This is a genomic window from Klebsiella sp. GB_Kp056 (assembly GCF_040064755.1).
GTDB classification, from domain to species: domain Bacteria; phylum Pseudomonadota; class Gammaproteobacteria; order Enterobacterales; family Enterobacteriaceae; genus Klebsiella; species Klebsiella quasipneumoniae.
In genome coordinates, this window is record NZ_JBEAJA010000045.1 from 36,424 (window position 1) to 60,605 (window position 24,182).

A 24,182-nucleotide genomic window follows, 5' to 3' on the forward strand; every position below is an offset into this window, starting at 1 on the left:
GGGGTTCCACGAACCCCTGTTAATATATACAGAGTGACTGGTGATTATATCAGCGAGGCCAGAGATGCCAACCGTGAAATTTCAATATGCGGCAGCAGGCGGCTGTCCGCGGTGTGCATCAGGTCCGCGCCTTGCGGTTTGATCCAGCATGCCTGCATGCCACAGCGCAGCGATCCGGCGACGTCAGTGGTCAGGTCATCGCCGACGTGCAGAATATGCCCGAGCGGTAAGTTCAGGCGCTCCGCCGCCAGATGGTACATGTCGGCAAACGGCTTGGAGCGGCCATCCGGCCCGGCGCGCAGCACAAAGCGGAAATAGTCGCTCAGGCCGAACAGCTCTGGTCGGGCGTTGCCGTTGGTAATCGCCACCAGCGGCCACTTCTCCGCCAGCTTCGCCAGCGTATCGTGGGTCTCCTGCGGGACATCGACGCGGCTTCGCCAGTGGGCGAAGTGTTCCATCGCCGCATCGGCCCCCGCTTTCGCCGCGTCGGCGGAGAGGCCGGCGTTACGCATGCCTAACTCCAGCGCACGGTGGCGCCAGACGGTCACGTCGTGATAGATCTCAGGCTCGGATGCCAGCAGCGTCTGGCGCAGCTGATTAAGCTCATGGGCGTCGAACTGGCTGAGCGACGGATGGTAGCTGCGCACAAAAGCCAGCGACTCGTGCATCGTCCGGTCAATTACCGGGCGGTTATCATAAAGGGTATCGTCCAGGTCAAACGTCAGCGCGGAAATCTGGCCCAGAGGTCGGTAAAAACGCATTATTTCCCCCGTTTTGCGCGCGGATGCGCGGCATCGTACACCGAGGCAAGGTGTTGAAAGTCGAGATGGGTATAAATTTGGGTGGTGGAGAGGTTAGCATGACCCAACAGCTCCTGCACACCGCGCAGATCGCCGCTGGACTCCAGCATATGGGTGGCAAAGGAGTGGCGAAGCTTGTGCGGATGCACATGGCTGTTCAGCCCCTGCTTAATGCCCCACTCGGCGAACCGCTTCTGTACGTTGCGCGCCGAAATGCGCTTGCCCAGTTTCGACAAAAACAGCGCGTCGTCGTCGGTACCGAACAGGCCGCGTAAATCCAGCCAGTGCTCAATCCACATCACGGCGTTGCGACCGATCGGCAAACGGCGCTCTTTGCTGCCTTTGCCCATCACCCAGACCTCGCCGCTTTCGAGATCGAGATGTTTGATATCAAGGTTGACCAGCTCGGATAAACGCAGCCCCGCGCCGTACATCACCTCCAGCATCGCCCGGTCGCGCACCGCCAGCGGATCGTTGAGATCGATATCCAGCAGCCGATTGACGTCATCGACATCGATATTTTTCGGCAGGTGACGGGGAATTTTCGGCGCGGCGATCCCTTTCGCCGGGTTGGCGCTGAGCTCGCCCTGGCCGACCAGCCAGTCGAAGAAACTGCGCAGCGCCGACAGGCGAAGCGCCAGGCTCGCCGGGCCTAACCCCGCGCGGCGACTGCGCACCGCAAAGCTTCGCACCTGAGCGGCATCGCACTGCGACCAGCTTTTCAGACCCGCCTCATCCGCCAGGGCGATCAGCGCGTCCAGCTGTCGCTGGTAATTCAGTAACGTGATCGGGCTGAGCTGGCGTTCAACGCCCAGGTGGCGCAGAAAGCGGGAGACGGCGGAGAAGAGAGGAGAATCGGTCATGCGCGTTCAATCCAGCGCTCCAGCAGGCCGGGCAGCATCTGGGCAATCTCCTGCAGCAGCTGCGTCCCCTGTCCTGGCTGATAATGCTGCGCATCGCGGCTGCTAAAGAGCATCACGCCGGGGGCATTATCGCCGCCCAGCAGCGACATCGCCACTGACCCAATGGCTTTCGCCTCCGGCAGCACCACCAGCAGCTCCGGACCGTTGAGCGGCCCAAGGTAGTGGCGCGCCTGGCCCAGACGTTGAATACGGATCGGCTCAAACGCCTGCCGGCTTAACGCCAGATGGGTAAACTTCGAAGGCGCGCCGAGGCGCCAGCTGTCAGGGAACAGGCGCACCGTGGCGCCCGCCAGCCCCAGCTCGCGCGCCCAGCGGTGAAGGCGGTTGAGCATATCGTCGAGGCTCTCCGCCGCCGCCAGCCGCGTTTGCAGCTGCAGCAGGCGCTGGAACAGGCTTTCATTGGCGACCGCCTGCTCCATCAGCAGCGACATATTCTCTTCCAGCACATGAATATGGTTACGCGCCCGCATCATATGCCACTCCACCAGCGAAATCGTACCGCGTACCGGATGCGGGACGCGGAGGTGTTCGACCTGGGCGGCATTACGAATAAAAAATTCAGGATGTTGCAACAGATAGTCCACCACGGCGCGATCGTTCAATGCGCTGGCGACCTCCTGTTGTTCTTCCCCGATTGGTTTCATAAATGAATAAATCCATCATAGACATGGGCCGCCGGGCCGGTCATAAACAGCGGCTGGCCCGGGCCTTTCCAGGCGATATCAAGACGACCGCCGGGTAATTCCACACGTACCGTTTCAGCGAGCAGCCCCTGCTGGATCCCCACCGCCACCGCGGCGCAGGCGCCGCTGCCGCAGGCCTGAGTTTCCCCTGCGCCGCGTTCGTAGACGCGCAGACGGATATGGGACCGGCCAACCACCTGCATAAAGCCGATATTGGCGCGCTCCGGAAAACGCTCATGGCTTTCCATTACCGGGCCGAGGGTTTCCACCGCCGCCGTATCCACATCATCCACCTGGATAACGCAGTGCGGGTTCCCCATGGATACCACGCCGCACAATACTGTCTGCTCGGCGGCACGCATGATATAGGTCTTTTCCGCTTTGTTGGCGCGGAACGGCACCTGGGAGGGCTCGAAGTTGGGCTCGCCCATGTTCACCCGCACCAGATCGTCTTCCGTTACGCTTAATACCATACGGCCGTTGGCCGTACTCACGCGGATGTCACGTTTATTGGTCAGGCCTTTCAGCCGGACGAAGCGTGCGAAACAGCGCGCGCCGTTGCCGCACTGCGACACTTCGCTGCCGTCGGCATTAAAGATCCGGTAATGGAAATCCAGATCCGGATCGTAGGGCGGCTCCACCACTAACAGCTGATCGAACCCGACGCCAAGGTGGCGATCCGCCAGGCGGCGAATCAGCTCCGGCGAGAAAAAAACATTCTGCGTTACCGCGTCAACGACCATAAAATCGTTGCCAAGGCCATGCATTTTAGAGAACTGCATCATCTACTCCAGTTGCGCGGAACAGAACGTTATCGTTAGTAATTGACCTGGCTCGGACCACCGGTATCGCCACGATCGTTACGATCCGGCGTTGAGCTCTGAATGCCCGGGTTAACCGGTTTTGTCGGCGGCGGCGCAGTTTTGTCAGCCGGCGGGAAATAGAGAGGCCCTTTCAGACCGCAGCCGGTCAGGCTGAAGATCGCAAACAAAACGGCAAGCGTAGGAAAAACGTTTTTCATTGATAGTTGCCCGTGATTCATTCTTTCTGCTTTCTATCATCGCAGGAGAAGGCGTAAAAGCAAGCCTTTAGCATCTGACTGCGCGCGCTTTTGTTTCGCGCTATACTGCCGCCAATCTCAAAAATGCGGGACAGAATCATGAATGACAGTGAATTTCATCGCCTTGCCGACAGCCTGTGGATGACCATCGAAGAACGCCTGGACGACTGGGACGGCGATAGCGACATCGACTGCGAAATCAACGGCGGCGTGCTGACCATCAGCTTTGAAAACGGCAGCAAAATCATTATTAACCGTCAGGAGCCGCTGCACCAGGTATGGCTGGCCACCAAACAGGGCGGCTACCATTTCAATCTCAAAGGCGACGAGTGGATCTGCGATCGCAGCGGCGAGACCTTCTGGGATCTGCTGGAGCAGGCGGCAAGTCAGCAGGCCGGTGAGACGGTGAGATTCCGTTAATGACGTGTTTCCCCGGATGGCGGCGCATCGCGCCTTATCCGGGCTACCCGACGTCTTAGAACCGTAGCCCTGCTAAGCGCAGCGCAAGCAGGGAATATCTCCGGATAGCGGCTCACGACTTATCCGGGCCAAATCTACGAGTAGCGCTGCTGCAGCACCGGCGAGGCGGTAACGTCCTGGCTGGTGGGTATCGCGGCGGCAATCGCCTGAGTGCGGAAAGGGATCACCTGGGTGCGCCCGTCCACCTCGACAATCTGATAGAACTGCGGCAGGTTGAAGTTGATAAAGCTGGAGCCGTAGGTAAAACGATCGTGCGATGACGAATAGAAGCGGCTGACGTCGCGCACCAGCTCCTCTTTGCTGCCCTCGCAGTGGTGATACACCTCAGCGCGGTTGCTCTCATCGAGAATATAGATGTTAAAGCCGCTGTCGTTGTTATCCGCGTCTTCAAAGAAGAACTGAATAATCCCTTCGCTGGCGAAGCCGTCCACCACCGCCGGCAGCTTAACGTGATTGGTTTCCACCTGCACCGACAGGCCGTGGAGCTTGTTGTGCGAGATAGCGCCGTAGAATTCAATGGCGTTTTCCAGCTTCTGCACCGAAACATTGAGACGCTCGAAGAACAGCCCCCAGGTCTGGCCGGAGACGCGCAGCGCTTTAAAGCGCCCGGTATCCTGGCGGGTACTGGAGAGACGCAGTTCGATGCACTCGGAGATCATCTGCTGTACGCGGGTACGGATCAGGCCGCGCAAGTGCTGGCTATAGCAGAACACCTCCACGCTGTCCGGCGGCGCGGCGTCCTGATGCATTTTACCGAGGATCGTTTTCAGCGCTTCGATCATCGCCTGCTCGCCGTTGAAATGCAGGGTACGCACTTCGTTCCACGAGTTGCGATACAGCAGGTCGACGCTGCCGATCAGGCATTTTTGCTCTTCGCCGAAGCTGAAAACATCAAGCTTACGGAAATCAAAGTGCACCACCTGATTGCGGAAGGCCGCCGTCGGGTCATATTCGAGGTTGACGATAATCGCCAGGTGGCGAATTTCGCATGGGCTGTATAGCGCTTTTGGCGTCGGCGCCGGCAGGCGCAGCGGGAAGTGGTGCGACACGTCGGCCACCATCTCCTGCAGCTTCGCCAGATCGACGATGCCGTTGCCCTTAATAAACAGGCGGGTGCGTGAGGTCAGCAGGCCGTTAAACCAGGCCCAGGCCACCAGCTTATTAAGATAACGGTTATATTCCAGCGGCTGATGGCTGATGATCGATTCCATATCCGGCGCGCGGTTGTACAGATACCAACCGGTACGGTTGGCGCGACCCGGCGGCACGTGGATAAAGGTCAGATTCGGTTCCGACAGGTCCGGCGAAATTTGCGGGTTCACCAGCGTCACTTTGCCCGGCAGCGCTTCAAAAGCCGCATACAGCTTACGCGTCAGCACGCCAATATCCTGCGGACTGGCGGAGACGCTGAGGTTATTGCGCCGCGCGAAGCGGATCAGATTACGATAGCTCTGCATCATCGCATCGAGCAGTTCGTTGTGCGCCTTGCGCACTTCATCAATTTTCCAGTTCGCGCGGTTGTCGAGCATCATCAGACGCTTTTCATCCCAGCCCCACGCGTTGACCAGCTGGCTGACGACTTCGCGACGCCAGCCGACGCAGGCGCGTTCGCGGCTGAGTTTTTCACACACTTTCAGATAGAAGCAGCGGCGCACCAGGTCGAGACGGGTTTCATCTTCGATGGCCTGCAGGTAGGTGGTGACGCGCTCCAGCATCATACAGTACGGGTCGAGGCCGAAGGAGACGATCTCGCCATCGTGCAGGCGCTGTTTGATATCTTTCGCCAGCAGGCGGTTATTGGGGTATTCCCAGGAATAGGCTTCCAGCAGCAGCGTTTTCAGCACCGCTTTATAGGGGGAGTCGATACTCTTATACAGCTGCCACAGGCTGGCGCCGAAGTACTCTTCCGCCGACAGCGAACTGAGGCCGCCGAGATCGAGCCACTCGTTTGGCGTCAGCACGCCCTGGGCATACAGCCCCATGACGTAATCGTCGTAATGCTCTTCTTCATCGCACGGCACCATATTCCACAGAATACGCTTGCCGGCGAGACGGACCGCGGTGCGGTAGAACTCATCGAGCAGTAAAATATGCTGGGTCGAACCGCAGTCTTCGCCGCCGAGGCTGCCGCTTTCGTTATGGCGGAAACGGTTTTCGTCGATCAGGAAGAAGCTGACTTCCACACCGAGCGAGGCCGCCCAGCTCTCAAGCAGGCTGCATTTTCGCTGCAGCAGCTGGCGCTCTTCGCTATCCAGCCAGGCCTGGTGACATACCCAGATATCCAGATCGGAAGAACAGCTCTGGCCGACGGAGGAGGTACTGCCCATCGAGTAGACGCCGGTGATCGGCAACTCGCCTTTCGGCGGCTCCTGGGTCTGCATGCCGCGATGCAGTTCCAGTTCTTCAAGATAGTGGCGTTGGGTTTCATCAGGCGTGTAGAGGCAAATGCCACGGGGAACGTTACCGTCAAGGTAACCCGGCATCAGCGGGTGATGATAATGTAATAACGTTGGCAGTAGACTGTAAACCTGCTGGAAAGCGGGTCCCATGGCAGCAAGCGCGCGATCCACGCGCAGTTGGTTGATGGCATCCAGTCTCTGTTTCAGTGTCTCAATATAGAGGTACAAGACATATCGCCTGATGTTCAAAAACCCGAGGTACAATAGTACGGAGGATTTCAGTATTTCAACAAAAACCGTCACCATTCGTCGTCGGTGTGGTTGTGAAGAGCAGCGGACAGACAAATGGTTTAAAACGTGATCAATTTAACACCTTGCTCATTGACCGTAAAGAAAGATGCGCTACATACAAGTGTAGCACCGTTTATTACCTGTAAATTCCTCACTACGCCTCCGGCAACCGCCCACGCGCATGAAAGGTTAAAAAAGAGTGGGCCGGAGCTATCTCCCACATAAACCGTGAAAACTAACATCCGTAAGACAACAATGTTAGGATGGTTAGTGGTCGACAATGACGGTAACAAGCATGTTAGACAAAGTTTTGAAAATTGCCACACGGCAAAGCCCGCTTGCGCTATGGCAGGCGCAATATGTTAAAGCGCGCCTGGAACAAGCGCATCCCGGACTGAAGGTCGAGCTGGTGCCGATGGTCACTCGCGGGGATGTCATCCTTGATACTCCCCTGGCAAAGGTGGGTGGCAAGGGCTTATTTGTGAAAGAGTTAGAGCTTGCCATGCTCGAAGGGCGCGCCGATATCGCCGTTCATTCGATGAAAGATGTGCCGGTGGAATTCCCGGAGGGGCTGGGGCTGGTGACTATCTGCGAGCGCGACGATCCGCGCGACGCGTTTGTCTCCAATCGCTATGCCTCGATTGATGAACTCCCGGCCGGCAGCGTCGTTGGCACGTCAAGTTTACGCCGTCAGTGCCAGCTGGCCGCCACCCGTCCGGATCTGGTGATCCGCTCTCTGCGCGGTAACGTCGGTACCCGACTGAGTAAGCTGGATAACGGCGAGTATGACGCCATCATCCTCGCCGCCGCCGGCCTGAAGCGCCTGCAGCTCGAGGCGCGAATTCGCCAGCCGCTGTCGCCTGAGCAATCTCTGCCGGCGGTCGGCCAGGGCGCGGTGGGCATCGAATGCCGTCTCGACGATGCATGGACCCAGGGGCTGTTAGCGCCTCTCAACCATACGGAAACGGCAGTGCGCGTGCGCGCCGAGCGGGCGATGAACACGCGTCTCGAAGGCGGCTGTCAGGTGCCGATTGGTAGCTATGCGGAACTGAAAGACGGTGAACTGTGGCTGCGGGCGCTGGTTGGCGCCCCGGATGGTTCGCAGATGGTACGCGGCGAACGGCGCGGGCCAGCAGAGCAGGCCGAAGCGCTTGGCATCTCGCTGGCGGAAGAGCTCCTGGATAACGGCGCCCGCGATATTCTCGCGGCAGTTTATGATGGAGAAGCCCCACGATGAGCATCCTGGTCACTCGTCCACTACCGCAAGGAGAAGCGCTGGTCAGCCGTCTGCGGGCCATGGGACGCGTGGCCTGGAGCTTTCCGCTGATAGAATTTACGCCCGGTCGGGAGCTTCCCGCGCTGGGCGACGCGCTTGCCCGCCTGGGGCCTGACGATCTGCTGTTCGCGCTGTCCCAGCATGCGGTGGAGTTCGCCCATGCCCGTCTGCAGCAACAGGGTATGCCCTGGCCCACTTCCCCGCGTTATTTTGCCATTGGCCGCACGACGGCGCTGGCCCTGCATACGGTCAGCGGGCAGCACATCCATTACCCGTTAGATCGGGAAATTAGCGAAGTCTTGCTACAATTACCTGAATTACAAAACATTGCCGGGAAGAATGCGCTGATCTTACGCGGCAATGGTGGGCGGGAACTCTTAGGCGCGACGCTGACCGAGCGCGGCGCCAGGGTCACATTTTGTGAATGTTATCAACGTAGTGCAAAGCATTATGATGGCGCAGAAGAAGCGATGCGCTGGCAATCTCGCGGGGTCACCACGCTGGTGGTCACCAGCGGCGAGATGCTGCAGCAGCTATGGTCGTTAATACCGCAATGGTATCGCGAACGGTGGCTCCTGCACTGCCGCGTTGTCGTTGTCAGCGAACGTCTGGCCCTTCAGGCCCGGGAGCTGGGCTGGCAGGAGATTCAGGTTGCCGATAGCGCCGACAACGATGCGCTGCTACGCGCATTACAATAACTCTCAACATTGGAAGCCATAATGACGGAACAACAAAATCAATCCGCCGTGGTTGAAGAGACCAGGGAGGCCGTGGAGACCACACCACAGCCAGAGAACACTGATAAGAAGAAGGCTGGCAACAAAACCAGCCTGGCGCTCAGCGCGATCGCTATCGCCATTGCGATAGCCGCCGGTATCGGCCTGTATGGCCTGAACAAACAGCAGGCCTCGCGTCAAAACGAAACCACCTCTGAATTATCAAGCCAGGTCGCGGCGCTGCAAAAAGCGCAGGAGAGCCAAAAAAGCGAACTGGAAGGCATTATCAAACAGCAGGCCGAGCAGCTAAACGAAGCCAAACATCAGCAGGAGACGCTGGCCAAACATCTGGACGAAGTCCAGCAAAAAGTGGCGATCATTTCCGGTAGCGACGCCAAAACCTGGCTGCTGGCCCAGGCCGACTTCCTCGTCAAGCTGGCGGGACGTAAGCTGTGGAGCGATCAGGATGTCACCACCGCCGCCGCGCTGCTGAAAAGCGCCGACGCCAGCCTCGCCGACATGAATGACCCAAGCCTGATCGGCGCCCGCCGGGCGATCACCGACGATATCGCCACCCTCTCCGCGGTGAACCAGGTCGACTACGACGGCATGATCCTCAAGGTTAATCAGCTGGCGAACCAAATCGATAACCTGCGGCTGGCGGATAATAACGATGACGATTCGCCGATGGATTCTGATAGCGATGAGCTCTCCAGCTCCATCAGCGAATGGCGCGTCAATCTGCAGAAAAGCTGGCAGAATTTTATGGACAGTTTTATCACCGTGCGCCGCCGCGATGAAACGGCGGTCCCGCTGCTGGCGCCGAATCAGGATATCTATCTGCGGGAAAATATTCGCTCTCGCCTGCTGGTCGCCGCGCAGGCAGTGCCGCGCCATCAGGAAGAGACCTGGAAACAGTCGCTGGATAACGTCTCGACCTGGGTACGCGCCTATTACGATACCGATGACGCCACCACTAAAGCCTTCCTTGAAGAGGTGGATAAGCTCAGTCAGCAAAGCATTACTATGACGGTGCCGGAAACGCTGCAGAGCCAGGCGTTGCTGGAAAAACTGATGCAGACCCGGGTGCGTAATCTGATGGCGCAGCCTGCCGTTTCCGCAGGCGGCGCGCCCTCGCCTGCACCTGCAGCACCGGCGGCCCCCGCTGCGCCGCAAGGAGAGTAACGCATGCTGAAAATTCTTTTACTCTTCGCACTGTTGATCGCCGGGATCGTGCTTGGCCCGATGATCGCCGGGCATCAGGGCTACGTCCTGATCCAGACCGATAATTACAATATCGAGACCAGCGTGACCGGGCTGGTGATCATCCTGATCCTCGCCATGGTGGTGCTGTTCGCCATTGAATGGCTGCTGCGCCGTATTTTCCGCACCGGGGCGCATACGCGCGGCTGGTTTGTCGGCCGTAAACGCCGTCGCGCGCGTAAGCAAACCGAGCAGGCGCTGCTTAAGCTGGCGGAAGGTGATTACCAGCAGGTTGAGAAGCTGATGGCGAAAAACGCCGATCACGCCGAACAGCCGGTGGTGAACTATCTGCTGGCGGCGGAAGCGGCCCAGCAGCGCGGCGATGAAGCGCGGGCTAACCAGCATCTGGAGCGCGCCACCGACCTGGCGGGCGATGACCTGATCCCGGTGGAAATCACCCGCGTTCGCCTGCAGCTGGCGCGCAATGAAAATCACGCCGCGCGTCATGGCATCGATAAGCTACTGGAAATCACCCCGCGTCATCCGGAAGTGCTGCGCCTCGCCGAACAGGCTTATACCCGTACCGGCGCCTGGCAGTCGCTGCTGGATATCATTCCGTCGATGGCGAAAGCTAACGTCGGCGATGAAGAGCACCGCGCCGCGCTGGAACAGCTGGCATGGGTTGGCCTGATGGACAAAGCGCTGGCCGACGGCGGCAGCGAGGGGCTGCGCGAATGGTGGCGCAACCAGAGCCGTAAAACGCGGGCGCTGGTGCCGCTGCAGGTGGCGATGGCCGAGCGCCTCATCGAGAGCGACGATCACGATACCGCGCAGCAAATTATTATTGATGGTCTGAAGAAACAGTATGACGACCGTCTGGTGATGCCGATCCCGCGCCTGAAGACCAATAACCCGGAACAGCTGGAGAAAGTACTGCGCCAGCAGATCAAAGCCGTTGGCGATCGTCCGCTGCTGTGGAGCACCCTGGGCCAGTCGCTGATGCGGCACGGCGAATGGCAGGAGGCCAGCATCGCCTTCCGCGCCGCGCTTAAGCAGCGTCCGGATGCCTTTGATTACGCCTGGCTGGCGGATGCTCTGGATCGCCTCCATCAACCGGAGGAAGCGGCCACCATGCGCCGCGATGGTCTGCTGCTGACGTTGCAGAATAACCCTCAGCAATAACCTCACCTGGCTATCGCCTCCTGCGGGGCGATAGCCCTTCTCCCCCGCCTTCCCGTTGACGCTCCCCCTGAAAGAAAAAAACGCCTGCGCTGAAATCAGGGCAGGCGTTAAAACAGGTCTGTTTGACAACAAATTGGGTGCTTCACTCAACGTAATGTCCATGGTGTTTGATGAGGCATAAATGCGACATCTGTCAGTGGACGATAAGCACCGTAAGAACGGCTCTGCATCATTCCGGAGTTTATGAGGCACAAAGGCGAACATAAGAGATGGAATGAGCATCTACCCGATTATTATCGCACAGGATCCAGGGAAATTGCATCTACCACAGTGATGAATTGAGAGTTTTCCTGACGCGTATTCTTAAGCAAAGAGAAGATTTTTTATCAGCAAGATCAGGGGAATAAGTCATGGCAGGAAGTCACAGAAAACAAAAAACCCCGCCGAAGCGGGGTTCAAAATTGGTCGGCGAGAGAGGATTCGAACCTCCGACCCACTGGTCCCAAACCAGTTGCGCTACCAAGCTGCGCTACTCGCCGAAATACTGCTTTTTGAATTTTTAGTTCAATTCGTTAAAGTCGTGGTGCGAGGGGGGGGACTTGAACCCCCACGTCCGTAAGAACACTAACACCTGAAGCTAGCGCGTCTACCAATTCCGCCACCTTCGCAAATTCACAACTCTATCAAATAATGGGGTGGCTAATGGGATTCGAACCCACGACAACTGGAATCACAATCCAGGGCTCTACCAACTGAGCTATAGCCACCACTGCAAACCTTTTACGCGGTATTAAAACCACCGCAGCTCCAGCACCGGGTTAATGGTGCGCCCGACAGGATTCGAACCTGAGACCTCTGCCTCCGGAGGGCAGCGCTCTATCCAGCTGAGCTACGGGCGCTTAGCGCCGTTGCGGGGTCGGATAATACGGACTTCCTCCCCCGCTGTCTAGTGCCTTTTAAAAGAAAATTATCGTTTGCTCATGCTTTGTTCGTTTTGGCGCTTATTCAGCCGTATTATTGACTTGCCCCTGCCTTCCGAGGCCAAACACCTTATAAATCAGGGTAACGGCAGCAAGGAAAATAATGCCGACAAAGAGCGACATCCGGGTTTCATCATTCAGCCCCATCCCGACCAGCACGCAGATCAGGAAAGCCATGGTGAAATAGTTGGCCCACGGAAACAGCAGCGAACGGAACGGATGGCTGGCTATCGCTGCCCGATGTACGCGACGGAAACGCAGCTGACTAATCAGGATCACAAACCAGGGCACCATCCCCGGCAGGACGCTGGCGCTATAGACATAGACAAACACCCGTTGCTGATTAGGAATGATGTAATTCAGGCAGGAGCCTACCAGCAGGATCAGAATAGACAGCGCCACGCCGACGGCCGGAACGCCGTTGCGCGATACCTTACCGATCGCCGCCGGCAGCTGACGGTTCTTCGCCAGGGCGTACAGCATACGTCCGCAGCTGTACATCCCGCTGTTGCAGCCGGAAAGCGCCGCCGTCAGCACCACAAAGTTGATAATCCCCGCCGCGGCGGTAATACCGATTTTGGCAAACGTCAGTACGAACGGGCTGCCGTTGGAGCCGATTTGATCCCATGGGAAGATGGTGACGATAACGAAAATCGCGCCGACGTAGAAAATCAGGATCCGCCACAGCACTTTGCCCACCGCGCTGCGCAGTGTGACCTGCGGATTTTTCGCTTCACCAGCGGTAATGCCGATGAGCTCCACGCCCTGATAGGACGCGACCACGATACACAGCGCCGTCAGGAAGCCCTTCCAGCCGCCGGCAAAGAAGCCGCCATGTTCGGTCAGGTTGCCAAAACCGATGGAGTGGCCGCCGTTGCCAAAGCCGAAGAAAATGACGCCCAGGCCCACGACGATCATCACGATAATGGTGGTCACTTTAATCATGGCGAACCAGAACTCGATTTCACCGTACAGCCGGACCGCCGCGAGGTTAGCCAGCGCCACCAGCCCCACGGCAATTAACGCCGGGATCCACTGCGCCATCTCCGGGAACCAGAACTGCACATAGACGCCGATGGCGGTAATCTCAGAGATGCCCACCGCCATCCACATAAACCAGTACGACCAGGCGGTCAGGTAGCCGAAGAAGGGGCTCATATAGCGATGCGCATACACTGCGAAGGAGCCGGTGACGGGCTCAAGGAACAGCATTTCGCCCATTGAGCGCATAATGAAAAAGACGAACAGGCCAGCGATAATGTACGCCAGCAGCACGGAAGGCCCAGCCCACTTCAGGGTACTGGCCGCCCCCATAAACAACCCCACGCCAATCGTCCCCCCAAGGGCGATCAGTTCAATATGCCGGGCCTCCAGTCCACGCTGGAGCTCCGCTTTTTTCTCAGTCATATATCCTCTTGTGTTTGCCGTATTCCGGGTACTCCCGGTTATTGTTATTAACTGAACTCATAGCCTTGCCGACGCGCAGGTCTCCCCCGCGCGTATGAAGCCTGCGAATGGTTAATGAATTTTATGGAAATGGCAAATAAAGTATCAGGCGAGTAAAGACATTAAACAGAAAATGGACACAAACTCGCCAGAATGCAGAGGAATATTAGAGTTTATTGGTGTAATGCCAACGTAAATATCGTAGCAGCCGGGCCTGCCTTTTAATCCGGCTCGGCTGGGAAACCAGGCGGTAAAACCACTCCAGCCCCAGATCCTGCCAGAACTTCGGCGCCCGATGAACGTGCCCGGTGAAAACATCGTAAGTGCCGCCGACGCCCATATACAGCGCGTGCGGGTACAGGCGCCGACAGTCGCGCATAAAGACCTCCTGACGCGGGGACCCCATGGCGACGGTGACGATTTTCGCCCCGCTGTCTCGAATGCGTTCGAACAATGCCTGCCGTTGCTCAGGCGCAAAATAGCCGTCCTGGCTGCCGACGATATTCACCTGCCAGCGCTGGCGCAGGCTGGACGCCGTCTGCGCCAGGACTTCAGGTTTACCGCCGACCAAAAACACCGGAGTGCCTTCAGCGCCGGCGCGCTGCATTAACGCTTCCCAGAGATCGGCTCCCGCCACGCGGGACACCTGGGCCTGCGGATATTTTTTACGCAGCGAACGTACCACGCTGATGCCATCCGCATATTTAAACTCCGCCGCCTCAATCAGCGCCCGCACCTCGGGGTTATCCTCTACGGCCAGCATTTTCTCGGCGTTAATCGCCACCAGCGTCCCCTCCCGGAGAACGCCGTCGGCATACAAATAATCCAGAGCGTGCTGCATATCGCGCCAGCCTATGAGCTGCAGCCCTCTTAACAGGTACAACGGCGCGGAAATGGTCCCAGTCATGTCCATCCTTCTCAGACTTGCGGTTGCGAAAGCGGTTTTACGCGCTTATGAATCAGTCCCACGCTATCCAGGAACCAGTACAGCAGTTTCGCCGCCAGCAAGCAGATACCAAAGATCACGAGGAAAAACACCACGCGGGAGCCGAACGAATCCAGCCCCTCGCGCGCCAGCACTATCATGTTGAAGATAGCGCCGAAACAGAAACTATGCAGGATTGCCGCTTTATAGCGATTGCTCTCCCGGTTGCCGAGCTCATACAGCCAGTCGAACCATTTAATAATCAACCCGACCGCCACAGCGCCCAGCGGCACAAACCAGACGCCGCCCATCACCACCAGCGAGCCAATCAGCGTCGGCGAAATCGCCAGCCCCGAATGGTTGTTTAACACTTCCCAGGTGAAGTAGTTGGCGGTATTGAGCACCATCGTCGGACGACCGTGCCACATCCAGCTGGGGATAAAGACGTAGAAGTCGCGGATCATCGGCGCCAGCCCCTGGAAATCGATCTTGTCATAGTTTTGCAGCAGCAGCGCCAGGTTCTCCCACGGCGAGAAGGTATCGCGTGTGAGATAGAGGAAGGTATAAAACGCTTCGTCGCCGCTGACGTTCATCCCGTAGCGCTTCAGCGCCAGCCAGAACATGCCGACGATGCCCAGCACGCCCGCCGCAGCCAGCATCCACAAGCTGATCCAGCCGCGAATAATGCCGATAAACAGGAAGATGGCGAAGGCGATGATGATATTGGCGCGAGTCCCGCCGACGATAGCGTAGGTCAGCAGACCAAAGGCCACGGTGCTGACGAGGAAGAAAATCCACGCCTTATAATCCTGGCGCAGGAAATAGACCACCAGCATCGCCGGAATAAAGAAGTAGAAGAAGCGCTTCAACGCCACGCCGGAGACTTCAGCAGAGAAAATCTGGCTGTAGGAGTTGAGCTTAAACAGCAGGAAACCGTTGTGGGCGAAGAAGATGCCGACGCACAGCAGCGCCAGCCCCATCAGTATGCCCCACGCCAGATGGGTTTCCACCCGGTTCATGGTAAACAGCGGCCGACGCGTAACCTCACGCGATGCCGGACGCAGCCGCGTTTTATAGGTCACGTAGTAGATCGCGTAGAAGCACACCGCGATCAGCAGCGTCTGCAGCAAAATCTCCGGCGGCGCCACGCTGACGTCAAAGCGGAACACCAGAATACTGGTCAGCGGGAAGCCGAAGAAAAAGGTCAGCAGAAACAGCAACGAGAAAAAGACGTTGAAGTTGAAGCGTACCCGACGGAACTCAAACCAGGTGGCGGTGGCGATAAACAGCGTCGACAGCAGCCAGACCACCAGCAGCCCGCTAAATTGCATTAACGTCATGCCTGCCCCTCCGCCGCTAACCGTAGCGCCCGCTGCCAGCCCGTCAGATAGTTCGGCCGGAAGAAAGCGATACCCGACTTATCCACGCTCGCCAGCTGGCGCTGCGCTTCGCGCACCACGCTGACGTCCAGCGCATCGCTGGTGAACAGCACCGGCACATGCTGCTCGGTCATATCCTGCCAGAATGGGTTTTCGCGGTTGAGCACGCAGGGAATGCCCGCCTGAATCAACAGGCACAAGGTGCCGATCCCCTGCTGACGCGCAAACAGGAAATAGCCCAGATCGCAGCGGCGCAGCAGCGCCAGATAATCATGAAACTCAAGCTTCTCGCTGAGGATCTGCAGATGCTCGCGACTAAACAGCGCCGCCCCCGCCTCACGAACCTCATTGATATAGGCCTCGTTATTCGCCGGATAGCCCATCGGCACGATGACGTTTACCGTATCGCCAAACTGCTGATGGATAGCCTTCAGCGCGGCAATATGTTCATTGCTGCGATCCCCGGAGTTGCCCACCAGAATGGTCAGCGTGTCGCCACGCGGCGCGTTTTCGGCCAGGGTATTCAGCGCCGGATCCATACGGGTCGGGAAGTAGAGCAGTTCGCCCGGAACGCGCGGATGGCGGTTAGCGAACCAGCTAAGATCGCCGCGGGTGGCGAAAACGCGCCCTACCCGCCCCTGCGCCAGGCGGCGCAGCGGATAGAACAGGCGGAACTTCAGGCTGGTCGCGTTTTCATACAGATCCGCCCCCCAGATATGCCAGTTAAACTGCGATGGGCGGATACCGCCGCTCAACAGCGCCAGCCACAGACCGGTATTGAACTGGCCGTGGAAGAAAAAGCGCTGCTGACGGTTGGCTTTGGCTTGCGCAATCACCGCCTGCGCCAGCGACTTCTTCCCCGGATAGCAGGTGATGTCCAGCGCCGGATACCCATCACGCACGCTGGCCTCATCACCGACGACCATAAATCTCCTGGCCTGCGGATCGGCGGCCAGTTCGTCGTTAAAGAACCGCAGTACGGTCTGGTTATGATGCGGGATATCCGATCCCAGTACATGTATCAGTGCTGTCATGCCCGTTTACGCCAGAGTAAAAACACGCCACTACAAAGGGCGAAATAAACAATATAAGTGGCCATATACGCCTGCGCCGCGCCAACCGCGCCGTGCGCCGGTATAAGCCAGTGTGAGAATGCGGTCAGCAGCGTGAACTGGCTGATTTCCGTCAGAATATAAAAACGCAGCGACGCTTTAGCGATCACCAGATAGCCATAGACGTAGGCGCCTACTTTTAAAACGTCGCCCACCAACTGCCAGGCGAACAGGTCTCGCATCGCGGTAAAGCGATCGGAAAACAGCAGCCAGATGGCAAAATCGCGCAGCAGCCAGACCGTCAGGCTCGCCGCCGCCACTGCCGGCAGGACGAATTTCAGCGACTTGACTATCTCGCGGGTGATATCCGTTTTGGCGCTCAGCCGCGACAGCGTCGGCAGGAGATAGACGCTGAACGAGGCGGTAATAAACTGCAGATAGGCATCGGAGATACTGCTCACCCCCTGCCAGATACCGACCGCCTCCCAGCCATAATGCGCCGCCAGCAGATTACGCATCATCACATAAGCCACCGGCAGGGTCACTGAGGTTATCAGCGCCATCAGGGTAAATTTCGATAGCTGTCCCGCCAGACCGTTATCCCAGCGCGGACGCAGGGCGCTCAGCGGAATATTACCCCGCCGCCAGAGCATGATGCCCGCAGGGATCACCACCAGCGCCGGCACTAACGCCAGCCCCAGCAGCGCCCCCTGGTAACCACCGAAGTAGTAACAGGCATAATAGGCCGCCACGCCAATCAGGCTGCCGGCAATCAGCGAGAAGGCGTTTCCCGCCGCATCGCGAAAGCCTTTCATCAGCGCCAGCAGGAAGTTCGCCCAGGCGATCCCCATCTGCACCAGCGCCACCAGCCGTACCAGATTCTGATAATGAGTATGACCGAACAGCCCCTGGCTTATCGGCGCCGCCGCCAGTAAAAACACCAGCGCCAGCAGCGTGGAAAAGCCAAGCACCATCGCCGACGAGGTACCCACCACCTGCTTCAGGCGCGGGGGATCGTCGTGATGCTGAGCCACCAGCTTCGTGACGCCGTTAAATATCCCGGCCCCGGCCAGCACGCCGAGCACGGTGACCAGTTGCCGGAAGTTACCGGCCTGGCCAACGCCCGCGGGCCCAAACGAGACGGCCAGCAGCTTGACGACCAACAGCCCGGCGCCGATTTTGACCAGCGTCGAGGCCGCCGTCCACAATGAGGCTTTTGCTAACGACATATCAGGAGAAGTAGCTCAGCAGCGAGTTAATCACCGTCCGCTGGTTCACCACAGACAGATTGTAAAACAGCGGCAGGCGCACCAGGCGCTCGCTCTCCTGGGTGGTATAGCGGTCTTCACCGTGGAATTCGCCGAAGTGTTCGCCTGCCGGACAGCTGTGCAGGGGAATGTAATGGAATACCGCGAGGATCTCCGCCTCTTTCAGCCAGGCGATAAGCCTGCTGCGATCCTCGATATCGCGCAGCTTAATGTAGAACATGTGCGCGTTTTGCCCGCAGTCAGCCGGGACCGTCGGCAGTTCAATACGTCCCGCGCGGGCCAGCGGCAGCAGCGCGTCATAGTAATTCTGCCACAGCGCCAGACGCTGCTGGTTGATGCGCTCCGCCGCTTCCAGCTGCGCCCACAGATAGGCGGCCTGCAGGTCGGACATCAGATAGCTGGAGCCAATGTCCCGCCAGGTATATTTATCCACCAGGCCACGAAAGAACTGGCTGCGGTTGGTGCCTTTTTCGCGAATGATCTCCGCACGTTCCACCAGCGTGCGATCGTTGATCAGCGTCGCCCCGCCCTCACCGCCGGCGGTGTAGTTTTTAGTTTCATGGAAGCTGAAGCAGCCGATATGGCCGATGGTGCCCAGCGCGCGCCCCTTGTAGGTGGACATCACCCCCTGCGCGGCGTCTTCCACCACGAACAGGTTGTACTTGTCGGCGATGGCCATGATGGTATCCATCTCGCAGGCTACGCCGGCATAGTGCACCGGGACGATCGCCCGGGTTTTATCGGTGATAGCGGCTTCGATTAACGTTTCATCGATATTCATCGTATCGCGACGGATATCGACGAAGACGATTTTCGCCCCGCGCAGCACAAAGGCATTGGCGGTGGAGACAAAGGTATAGCTGGGCATAATCACTTCGTCGCCCGGCTGGATATCCAGCAGCAGCGCGGCCATCTCCAGCGAAGCCGTGCAGGAAGGGGTTAGCAGGGCTTTTGCCGTGCCAAAACGCTGCTCCATCCACTGCTGGCAGCGGCGCGTAAAGCCGCCGTCGCCGCACAGCTTGCCGCTGTTCATCGCAGACTGCATGTAATCAAGCTCGGTTCCAACCACCGGCGGCGCGTTAAATGGGATCATGGGGTCACCTGTATAGCCAGTAGGCGGTGCTTTCCACATTAGCACCGCTGAGAATATAACGTTTAAGCGCGGCGGTGTTGCCCATCTGGGTCGCCACCCGCAGTGTAGAAAGTCCGCGCGAAGCGGCCCAGTACCGCGCCGCCTGCATCAGCTGCGCCCCGGCGCCGCGTCCGGCCAGCAGGCCGATACGCGCCTCGGTGGCATTGAGCTGGCGCAGGGAGACAAAGGCGCGAATATCGCCCTCTGGATGGCGGTAAATCAGGCACTGATGATCGAAGGTGCCGCGCACCGCATTTTCAATCCACTGGGCATAGAAACGGCCGCTGGCGTCGGCAGCATACCAGGGCGCGCGAAAGCGGCTCATCGCAAAGGCCTGCGCCGCCTGCTCGCGCAGTGGCGCAATATCCGCCTCCACGGCGACGTCGGCGCCCGCATCCGCAGGGTTGCCCACCGGTAGCGCCAGATCGACCTCGCCTTCCACCAGCTGAAAACCCAGCTGCTGCAGCGCGTCGAGCCGGACGGTGTCGCTGGCGGCTACCTTCGCCTGCACTCGCGACCACCCCGCCAGCGCCTCAGGCGTCAGCCGCGGCGCATGCTCGTCAAAGTGAACGACGGCGCTGTTAACGGCAAAGAAGCGGTTCTCCCACTCCAGGGGATCAATACTGGCGCGGACGGGCACGGAGCAGATCCAGCAGATATTGGCCGTAGCCGGTTTTTTCCAACCGCTTCGCCGCGTGTTTGACGCCGTCGTCGTCCAGCCAGCCGTTGCGCCAGCCGATCTCTTCCAGACAGGCGATTTTGAAGCCCTGACGCTTCTCGACGGTCTGCACGAACATGCTGGCCTCGATCAGGCTATCGTGGGTGCCGGTATCCAGCCACGCAAAGCCGCGTCCAAGCAGTTCGACGGTCAGTGCGCCATCTTCAAGGTACATCTGGTTGATGGAGGTGATTTCCAGTTCGCCGCGCTCGGATGGCTTGACCCGTTTGGCGTACTCCGCCACCTTGCCATCGTAGAAATAGAGACCGGTGACCGCCCAGTTCGACTTCGGCTGCTTCGGCTTCTCTTCCAGCGACAGCGCGCGAAAGTTGTCATCAAACTCCACCACGCCAAAGCGCTCAGGATCCATCACCTGATAGCCAAAAATCGTCGCCCCTTCCGTGCGGGCAGCCACGCTGCGCAGCTTGGGGCTGAAGCTCTGGCCGAAGAAGATATTGTCGCCTAACACCAGGCACACCGGTTCGCCGTTAAGAAAGGCTTCGCCGATGATAAACGCCTGGGCTAAACCATCCGGCGTCGGCTGTACGGCATAGTGCAGCGCAATGCCAAACTCTGAGCCATCGCCGAGCAGGCGCTGAAAATCGCGCAGATCGTCCGGCGTGGTGATGATCAGGATCTCACGGATCCCGGCCAACATTAATACCGACAGCGGGTAGTAGATCATCGGCTTATCGTAGATCGGCAACAGCTGCTTCGACACGCCGCGGGTGATGGGATGCAGTCGCGTTCCGGAACCCCCCGCCAGAATAATACCTTTCATCATTCCCCCCAGAGATGATTAGCCTTGCAGTCCAAGACGCTCGCCCTGATAGCTTCCGTCCTGAACCTGGCGCCACCATGTCTCGTTCGCCAGATACCACGCCACGGTCTTACGCATACCGGAAGTGAAGGTCTCAGCCGGCGTCCAGCCCAGCTCACGGGCGATCTTCGAGGCATCAATGGCATAGCGCAGATCGTGGCCCGGGCGATCGGCAACAAAGGCGATCAGGTCGCGATAGTGCGCCACGCCCTGCGGCTTATGCGGCGCCAGCGCTTCGAGCAATTCGCAAATGGTTTCCACCACCTCGATGTTTTTACGCTCGTTATGACCGCCGATATTGTAAGTCTCGCCCGGTTCGCCGCGGGTCGCCACCAGATACAGCGCTCTGGCGTGATCTTCCACGTACAGCCAGTCGCGGATCTGCTGTCCATTGCCATACACTGGCAGCGGCTTGCCTGCCAGCGCGTTGAGGATGGTCAGCGGGATCAGCTTCTCGGGGAAGTGATATGGGCCGTAGTTATTCGAGCAGTTGGTGATAAGCGTCGGCAGGCCGTAGGTCCGCAGCCAGGCACGCACCAGGTGGTCGCTGCTGGCTTTCGAGGCCGAATAGGGGCTGCTTGGCGCATAGGGCGTGGTCTCGGTAAAGAAATCATCGCTGCCGTGCAGATCGCCATACACTTCATCGGTGGAGATGTGATGGAAGCGAAACGCCGACTTTTGCGCCGTAGCCAGCGTATTCCACCAGCTACGGGCCGCCTCCAGCAGCGTATAGGTGCCCACGATATTGGTTTCAATAAATGCCGCCGGGCCGTCAATCGACCGATCGACATGGCTTTCCGCCGCCAGGTGCATCACTGTATCCGGTTGATACTGCACGAAAATACGGTCCAGCTCGCCGCGGTCGCAGATATCCACCTGTTCAAAGGCGAAACGCGCATCCTGCGCCACCGGCGCCAGCGACATTAAATTGCCGGCGTAGGTCAGTTTATCCACCACCACCACGCGATCGGCGGTGTGCTGGATAATCTCCCGCACTACCGCCGAACCAATGAAGCCCGCGCCGCCGGTGACCAGAATGGTTCTCACCGCCATACTCCTTTGGTGTCGATGATATACGCCTGGGTGACGCTGTCGCCGCTAACGGCTTTAAATTCATTGTGATCGACCAGCATCACCAGCACGTCGGCGCTGGCCAGCGCCGCATCGAGGGTCGCCAGCGTACACAGACCGTCGAGTTTCTTCGGCAGCGCGTGAATGTTGGGCTCAACTACCTGCGTCGTGCCGCTGTGCCAGCGGGCAATCTGCGCGGCAATTTCCATTGCCGGGCTTTCGCGCAGGTCGTCAATATTCGGCTTAAAGGCGAGGCCAAAACAGGCAATGGTCAGTTCGCTGGCCCGTTTGTTGGTGGCATTCAGGCAGTCAGCTACCTGCGCCTTCACCTGTTCGATAACCCATTCCGGCTTGTGGTCGTTGACCTCACGGGCCGTGCGGATCAGACGCGCCTGCTGCGGGTTTTGCGCCACGATAAACCACGGGTCGACGGCGATACAGTGGCCGCCGACGCCCGGTCCCGGCTGCAGGATATTCACTCGCGGATGGCGGTTCGCCAGGCGGATCAGTTCCCAGACGTTAATGGCCTGATCGGCGCAAATCAGCGACAGCTCGTTGGCAAAAGCGATGTTGACGTCGCGGAAGCTGTTTTCCGTCAGCTTGCACATCTCGGCGGTACGCGAGTTGGTCACCACACATTCGCCTTCGAGGAAGATTTTATACAGCTCGCTGGCGCGAGCGGAGCAGACCGGCGACATGCCGCCGATAACGCGGTCGTTTTTAATCAGCTCGACCATCACCTGGCCGGGCAATACCCGCTCCGGGCAGTAGGCGATATTCACGTCCGCCGCTTCACCCACCTGCTGGGGAAAGCTGAGGTCCGGGCGCATCTCCGCCAGCCACTCAGCCATCTGTTCGGTCGACCCGACCGGCGAGGTGGACTCGAGGATCACCAGCGAGCCTTTCTTTAACGTCGGCGCAATGGATTTAGCCGCCGACTCGACAAACACCATATCCGGCTCATGGCGATCTTTAAACGGCGTCGGCACGGCAATCAGGTAGGCATCCGCTGCCACCGGGGTGGTGGTGGCGCTTAAATATCCCTGCTCGACCGCGGTCTTCACCACGCTCGCCAGATCCGGCTCCACGATATGAATCTCTCCACGGTTAATGGTCTCCACGGCATGTTGATTGACATCAACGCCGACCACCCGCTTCTGCCGGGAGGCGAACGCGGCAGCGGTTGGCAGCCCGATATAGCCAAGGCCAATCACTGAAATGGTAGAAAAACTCATAGCGTTACCTGATTATTTTTAAGTGCAGACAAAATTCGACGACATGCTTCGCCATCGCCATAAGGATTATGCGCGCGGCTCATCGCCTGGTATGCGGCATCATCCTCCAGCAGTCGCGTGACTTCCGCCACGATGCGCTGGCTGTCGGTGCCCACCAGACAGACGGTACCGGCGGCCACCGCTTCCGGACGTTCGGTCATATCGCGCATGACCAGCACCGGTTTCCCCAGGGAGGGCGCCTCTTCCTGAATACCACCGGAATCGGTCAGGATGAGCCAGGCCCGATCCATCAACCAGACGAACGGCAGGTAGTCCTGCGGTTCAATCAACATCACGTTGTCGATATTGCCGAGAATACGGTTCACCGGTTCGCTGACGTTAGGATTCAGGTGAACCGGATAGACAATCTGCACCTCAGGGTGGGTATGGGCTATCTCCGCCAGCGCCTGGCAGATCTGCTCAAAGCCGAGCCCAAAGCTTTCCCGCCGATGGCCGGTAACCAGAATCATTTTTTTACCGTGGCTAATGAAAGGATAGCGCTGCAGCAGGGTCTCCCGTAGCGCTTCATCGCCCAGAACGCGATCGCGCACCCAGAATAGGGCATCGATGACCGTATTCCCGGTCACCGTGATGCGACTGTCGGCAATGTTTTCCCGCAGCAGATTCTGCCGCGAGGTTTCCGTAGGGGCGAAATGGTACGTCGCCAGATGCCCGGTCAGCGTACGGTTGCCCTCTTCCGGCCACGGCGAACTTAAATCGCCGGTCCGCAGACCCGCCTCTACATGGCCCACCGGTATGCGCTGGTAAAACGCCGCCAGGCTCGCCGCCATCGTGGTGGTGGTATCGCCATGCACCAGCACCACGTCGGGTTTAAACGACTCCAGAACCGGCTTCAGCCCCTCAAGAATACGGCAGGTGATCTCGGTGAGCCCCTGTCCCGGCTTCATGATGTTGAGATCGTAGTCCGGGGTGATGGAGAATAGTTTCAACACCTGATCGAGCATCTCCCGATGCTGCGCGGTCACGCATACTTTCGCCTCAAAATGAGGATCCTTTGCCAGCGCATGGACCAGAGGAGCCATCTTGATGGCTTCCGGCCTCGTGCCAAATACAGTTAGTACTTTCACATCGATTCTCTTCGAT

Annotated in this window: 22 protein-coding genes and 4 tRNA genes; 5 read left to right on the top strand and 21 right to left on the bottom strand. The window is 58.6% G+C overall.

Going from position 1 to position 24,182, the window contains the following annotated elements; genetic code table 11:
- Positions 1 to 44: 44 nt before the first annotated feature.
- From yigB to ABLV52_RS10960, 5 genes are read right to left on the bottom strand one after another with little or no spacing between them, the layout of a single operon-like run.
- Positions 45 to 761: a 5-amino-6-(5-phospho-D-ribitylamino)uracil phosphatase YigB gene (gene yigB / locus ABLV52_RS10940; protein WP_348890367.1), complete on the bottom strand. Its 717-nt coding sequence runs from the start codon at positions 759 to 761 to the stop codon at positions 45 to 47.
- Complete coding sequence (gene xerC, locus ABLV52_RS10945; RefSeq protein ID WP_044521758.1) at positions 761 to 1,663, bottom strand: tyrosine recombinase XerC; 903 nt, start codon at positions 1,661 to 1,663, stop codon at positions 761 to 763. Before xerC ends, yigB begins: the two co-directional genes overlap by 1 nt.
- Positions 1,660 to 2,367 carry a DUF484 domain-containing protein gene (locus ABLV52_RS10950; RefSeq protein ID WP_044521756.1) on the bottom strand — a complete coding sequence of 236 codons (708 nt, stop codon included), beginning with the start codon at positions 2,365 to 2,367 and terminating at the stop codon, positions 1,660 to 1,662. Before ABLV52_RS10950 ends, xerC begins: the two co-directional genes overlap by 4 nt.
- Entirely contained in the window at positions 2,364 to 3,188 is an 825-nt protein-coding gene (dapF, locus tag ABLV52_RS10955) for a diaminopimelate epimerase (RefSeq protein ID WP_002883394.1), read from the bottom strand. The genes ABLV52_RS10950 and dapF overlap by 4 nt, the downstream gene beginning before the upstream one ends.
- 35 nt (positions 3,189 to 3,223) lie before the next feature.
- The gene (locus tag ABLV52_RS10960; protein ID WP_004886794.1) at positions 3,224 to 3,427 is read right to left on the bottom strand and encodes a lipoprotein; all 204 of its coding nucleotides are present in this window, start codon (positions 3,425 to 3,427) and stop codon (positions 3,224 to 3,226) included.
- Positions 3,428 to 3,565: 138 nt separating this feature from the next.
- Here ABLV52_RS10960 and cyaY point away from each other — a divergent pair, with 138 nt between their 5' ends.
- The gene (gene cyaY, locus ABLV52_RS10965; RefSeq protein ID WP_348890368.1) at positions 3,566 to 3,886 is read left to right on the top strand and encodes an iron donor protein CyaY; all 321 of its coding nucleotides are present in this window, start codon (positions 3,566 to 3,568) and stop codon (positions 3,884 to 3,886) included.
- A gap of 134 nt (positions 3,887 to 4,020) precedes the next feature.
- Here cyaY and cyaA read toward each other — a convergent pair whose 3' ends face one another.
- Positions 4,021 to 6,573, bottom strand: coding sequence for a class I adenylate cyclase (gene cyaA, locus ABLV52_RS10970; protein ID WP_002883383.1), 2,553 nt, complete (start codon positions 6,571 to 6,573; stop codon positions 4,021 to 4,023).
- Positions 6,574 to 6,931: 358 nt separating this feature from the next.
- Between cyaA and hemC the strand changes: the two genes are divergently transcribed.
- From hemC to hemY, 4 genes are read left to right on the top strand one after another with little or no spacing between them, the layout of a single operon-like run.
- Positions 6,932 to 7,873, top strand: coding sequence for a hydroxymethylbilane synthase (gene hemC, locus ABLV52_RS10975; protein WP_032454513.1), 942 nt, complete (start codon positions 6,932 to 6,934; stop codon positions 7,871 to 7,873).
- Entirely contained in the window at positions 7,870 to 8,610 is a 741-nt protein-coding gene (gene hemD / locus ABLV52_RS10980) for a uroporphyrinogen-III synthase (RefSeq protein WP_023291564.1), read from the top strand. The genes hemC and hemD overlap by 4 nt, the downstream gene beginning before the upstream one ends.
- A gap of 21 nt (positions 8,611 to 8,631) precedes the next feature.
- Entirely contained in the window at positions 8,632 to 9,813 is a 1,182-nt protein-coding gene (gene hemX / locus ABLV52_RS10985; protein WP_348890369.1) for a uroporphyrinogen-III C-methyltransferase, read from the top strand.
- A gap of 3 nt (positions 9,814 to 9,816) precedes the next feature.
- Positions 9,817 to 11,013, top strand: coding sequence for a protoheme IX biogenesis protein HemY (gene hemY / locus ABLV52_RS10990; protein WP_023291562.1), 1,197 nt, complete (start codon positions 9,817 to 9,819; stop codon positions 11,011 to 11,013).
- 462 nt (positions 11,014 to 11,475) lie between these two features.
- Here hemY and ABLV52_RS10995 read toward each other — a convergent pair.
- From ABLV52_RS10995 to wecB, 15 genes are all read right to left on the bottom strand, one after another.
- Positions 11,476 to 11,552: transfer RNA gene (locus ABLV52_RS10995), tRNA-Pro, on the bottom strand.
- 42 nt (positions 11,553 to 11,594) lie between these two features.
- A tRNA-Leu gene (locus ABLV52_RS11000) sits at positions 11,595 to 11,681 on the bottom strand.
- 23 nt (positions 11,682 to 11,704) lie between these two features.
- Positions 11,705 to 11,780, bottom strand: a tRNA-His gene (locus ABLV52_RS11005).
- Between the two features lie 55 nt (positions 11,781 to 11,835).
- Positions 11,836 to 11,912: transfer RNA gene (locus tag ABLV52_RS11010), tRNA-Arg, on the bottom strand.
- Positions 11,913 to 12,014: 102 nt separating this feature from the next.
- Positions 12,015 to 13,400: an amino acid permease gene (locus ABLV52_RS11015; RefSeq protein ID WP_348890370.1), complete on the bottom strand. Its 1,386-nt coding sequence runs from the start codon at positions 13,398 to 13,400 to the stop codon at positions 12,015 to 12,017.
- A gap of 205 nt (positions 13,401 to 13,605) precedes the next feature.
- Positions 13,606 to 14,346 (bottom strand): lipopolysaccharide N-acetylmannosaminouronosyltransferase, encoded by a 741-nt coding sequence (gene wecG / locus ABLV52_RS11020; RefSeq protein WP_085551884.1) that lies wholly within the window; start codon positions 14,344 to 14,346, stop codon positions 13,606 to 13,608.
- A gap of 11 nt (positions 14,347 to 14,357) precedes the next feature.
- Positions 14,358 to 15,704, bottom strand: coding sequence for an ECA oligosaccharide polymerase (gene wzyE, locus ABLV52_RS11025; protein WP_032454510.1), 1,347 nt, complete (start codon positions 15,702 to 15,704; stop codon positions 14,358 to 14,360).
- A complete protein-coding gene (locus ABLV52_RS11030; RefSeq protein ID WP_048296403.1) occupies positions 15,701 to 16,777 on the bottom strand; it encodes a TDP-N-acetylfucosamine:lipid II N-acetylfucosaminyltransferase in 1,077 nt (358 codons plus the stop codon). Before ABLV52_RS11030 ends, wzyE begins: the two co-directional genes overlap by 4 nt.
- On the bottom strand, positions 16,774 to 18,024 hold the full coding sequence (gene wzxE / locus ABLV52_RS11035; RefSeq protein WP_032454508.1) for a lipid III flippase WzxE: 1,251 nt from the start codon (positions 18,022 to 18,024) through the stop codon (positions 16,774 to 16,776). The genes ABLV52_RS11030 and wzxE overlap by 4 nt, the downstream gene beginning before the upstream one ends.
- Position 18,025: 1 nt before the next feature.
- Positions 18,026 to 19,156, bottom strand: coding sequence for a dTDP-4-amino-4,6-dideoxygalactose transaminase (gene rffA, locus ABLV52_RS11040; RefSeq protein WP_044521751.1), 1,131 nt, complete (start codon positions 19,154 to 19,156; stop codon positions 18,026 to 18,028).
- A 4-nt stretch (positions 19,157 to 19,160) separates the two neighbouring features.
- Positions 19,161 to 19,835 carry a dTDP-4-amino-4,6-dideoxy-D-galactose acyltransferase gene (gene rffC / locus ABLV52_RS11045; protein ID WP_023291556.1) on the bottom strand — a complete coding sequence of 225 codons (675 nt, stop codon included), beginning with the start codon at positions 19,833 to 19,835 and terminating at the stop codon, positions 19,161 to 19,163.
- A complete protein-coding gene (gene rfbA, locus ABLV52_RS11050; RefSeq protein ID WP_348890371.1) occupies positions 19,813 to 20,694 on the bottom strand; it encodes a glucose-1-phosphate thymidylyltransferase RfbA in 882 nt (293 codons plus the stop codon). Before rfbA ends, rffC begins: the two co-directional genes overlap by 23 nt.
- 18 nt (positions 20,695 to 20,712) lie before the next feature.
- On the bottom strand, positions 20,713 to 21,780 hold the full coding sequence (rffG, locus tag ABLV52_RS11055; protein ID WP_044521750.1) for a dTDP-glucose 4,6-dehydratase: 1,068 nt from the start codon (positions 21,778 to 21,780) through the stop codon (positions 20,713 to 20,715).
- Entirely contained in the window at positions 21,777 to 23,039 is a 1,263-nt protein-coding gene (gene wecC / locus ABLV52_RS11060; protein WP_050534268.1) for a UDP-N-acetyl-D-mannosamine dehydrogenase, read from the bottom strand. Before wecC ends, rffG begins: the two co-directional genes overlap by 4 nt.
- On the bottom strand, positions 23,036 to 24,166 hold the full coding sequence (gene wecB / locus ABLV52_RS11065) for a UDP-N-acetylglucosamine 2-epimerase (non-hydrolyzing) (RefSeq protein ID WP_348890372.1): 1,131 nt from the start codon (positions 24,164 to 24,166) through the stop codon (positions 23,036 to 23,038). The genes wecC and wecB overlap by 4 nt, the downstream gene beginning before the upstream one ends.
- Positions 24,167 to 24,182 lie beyond the last annotated feature (16 nt).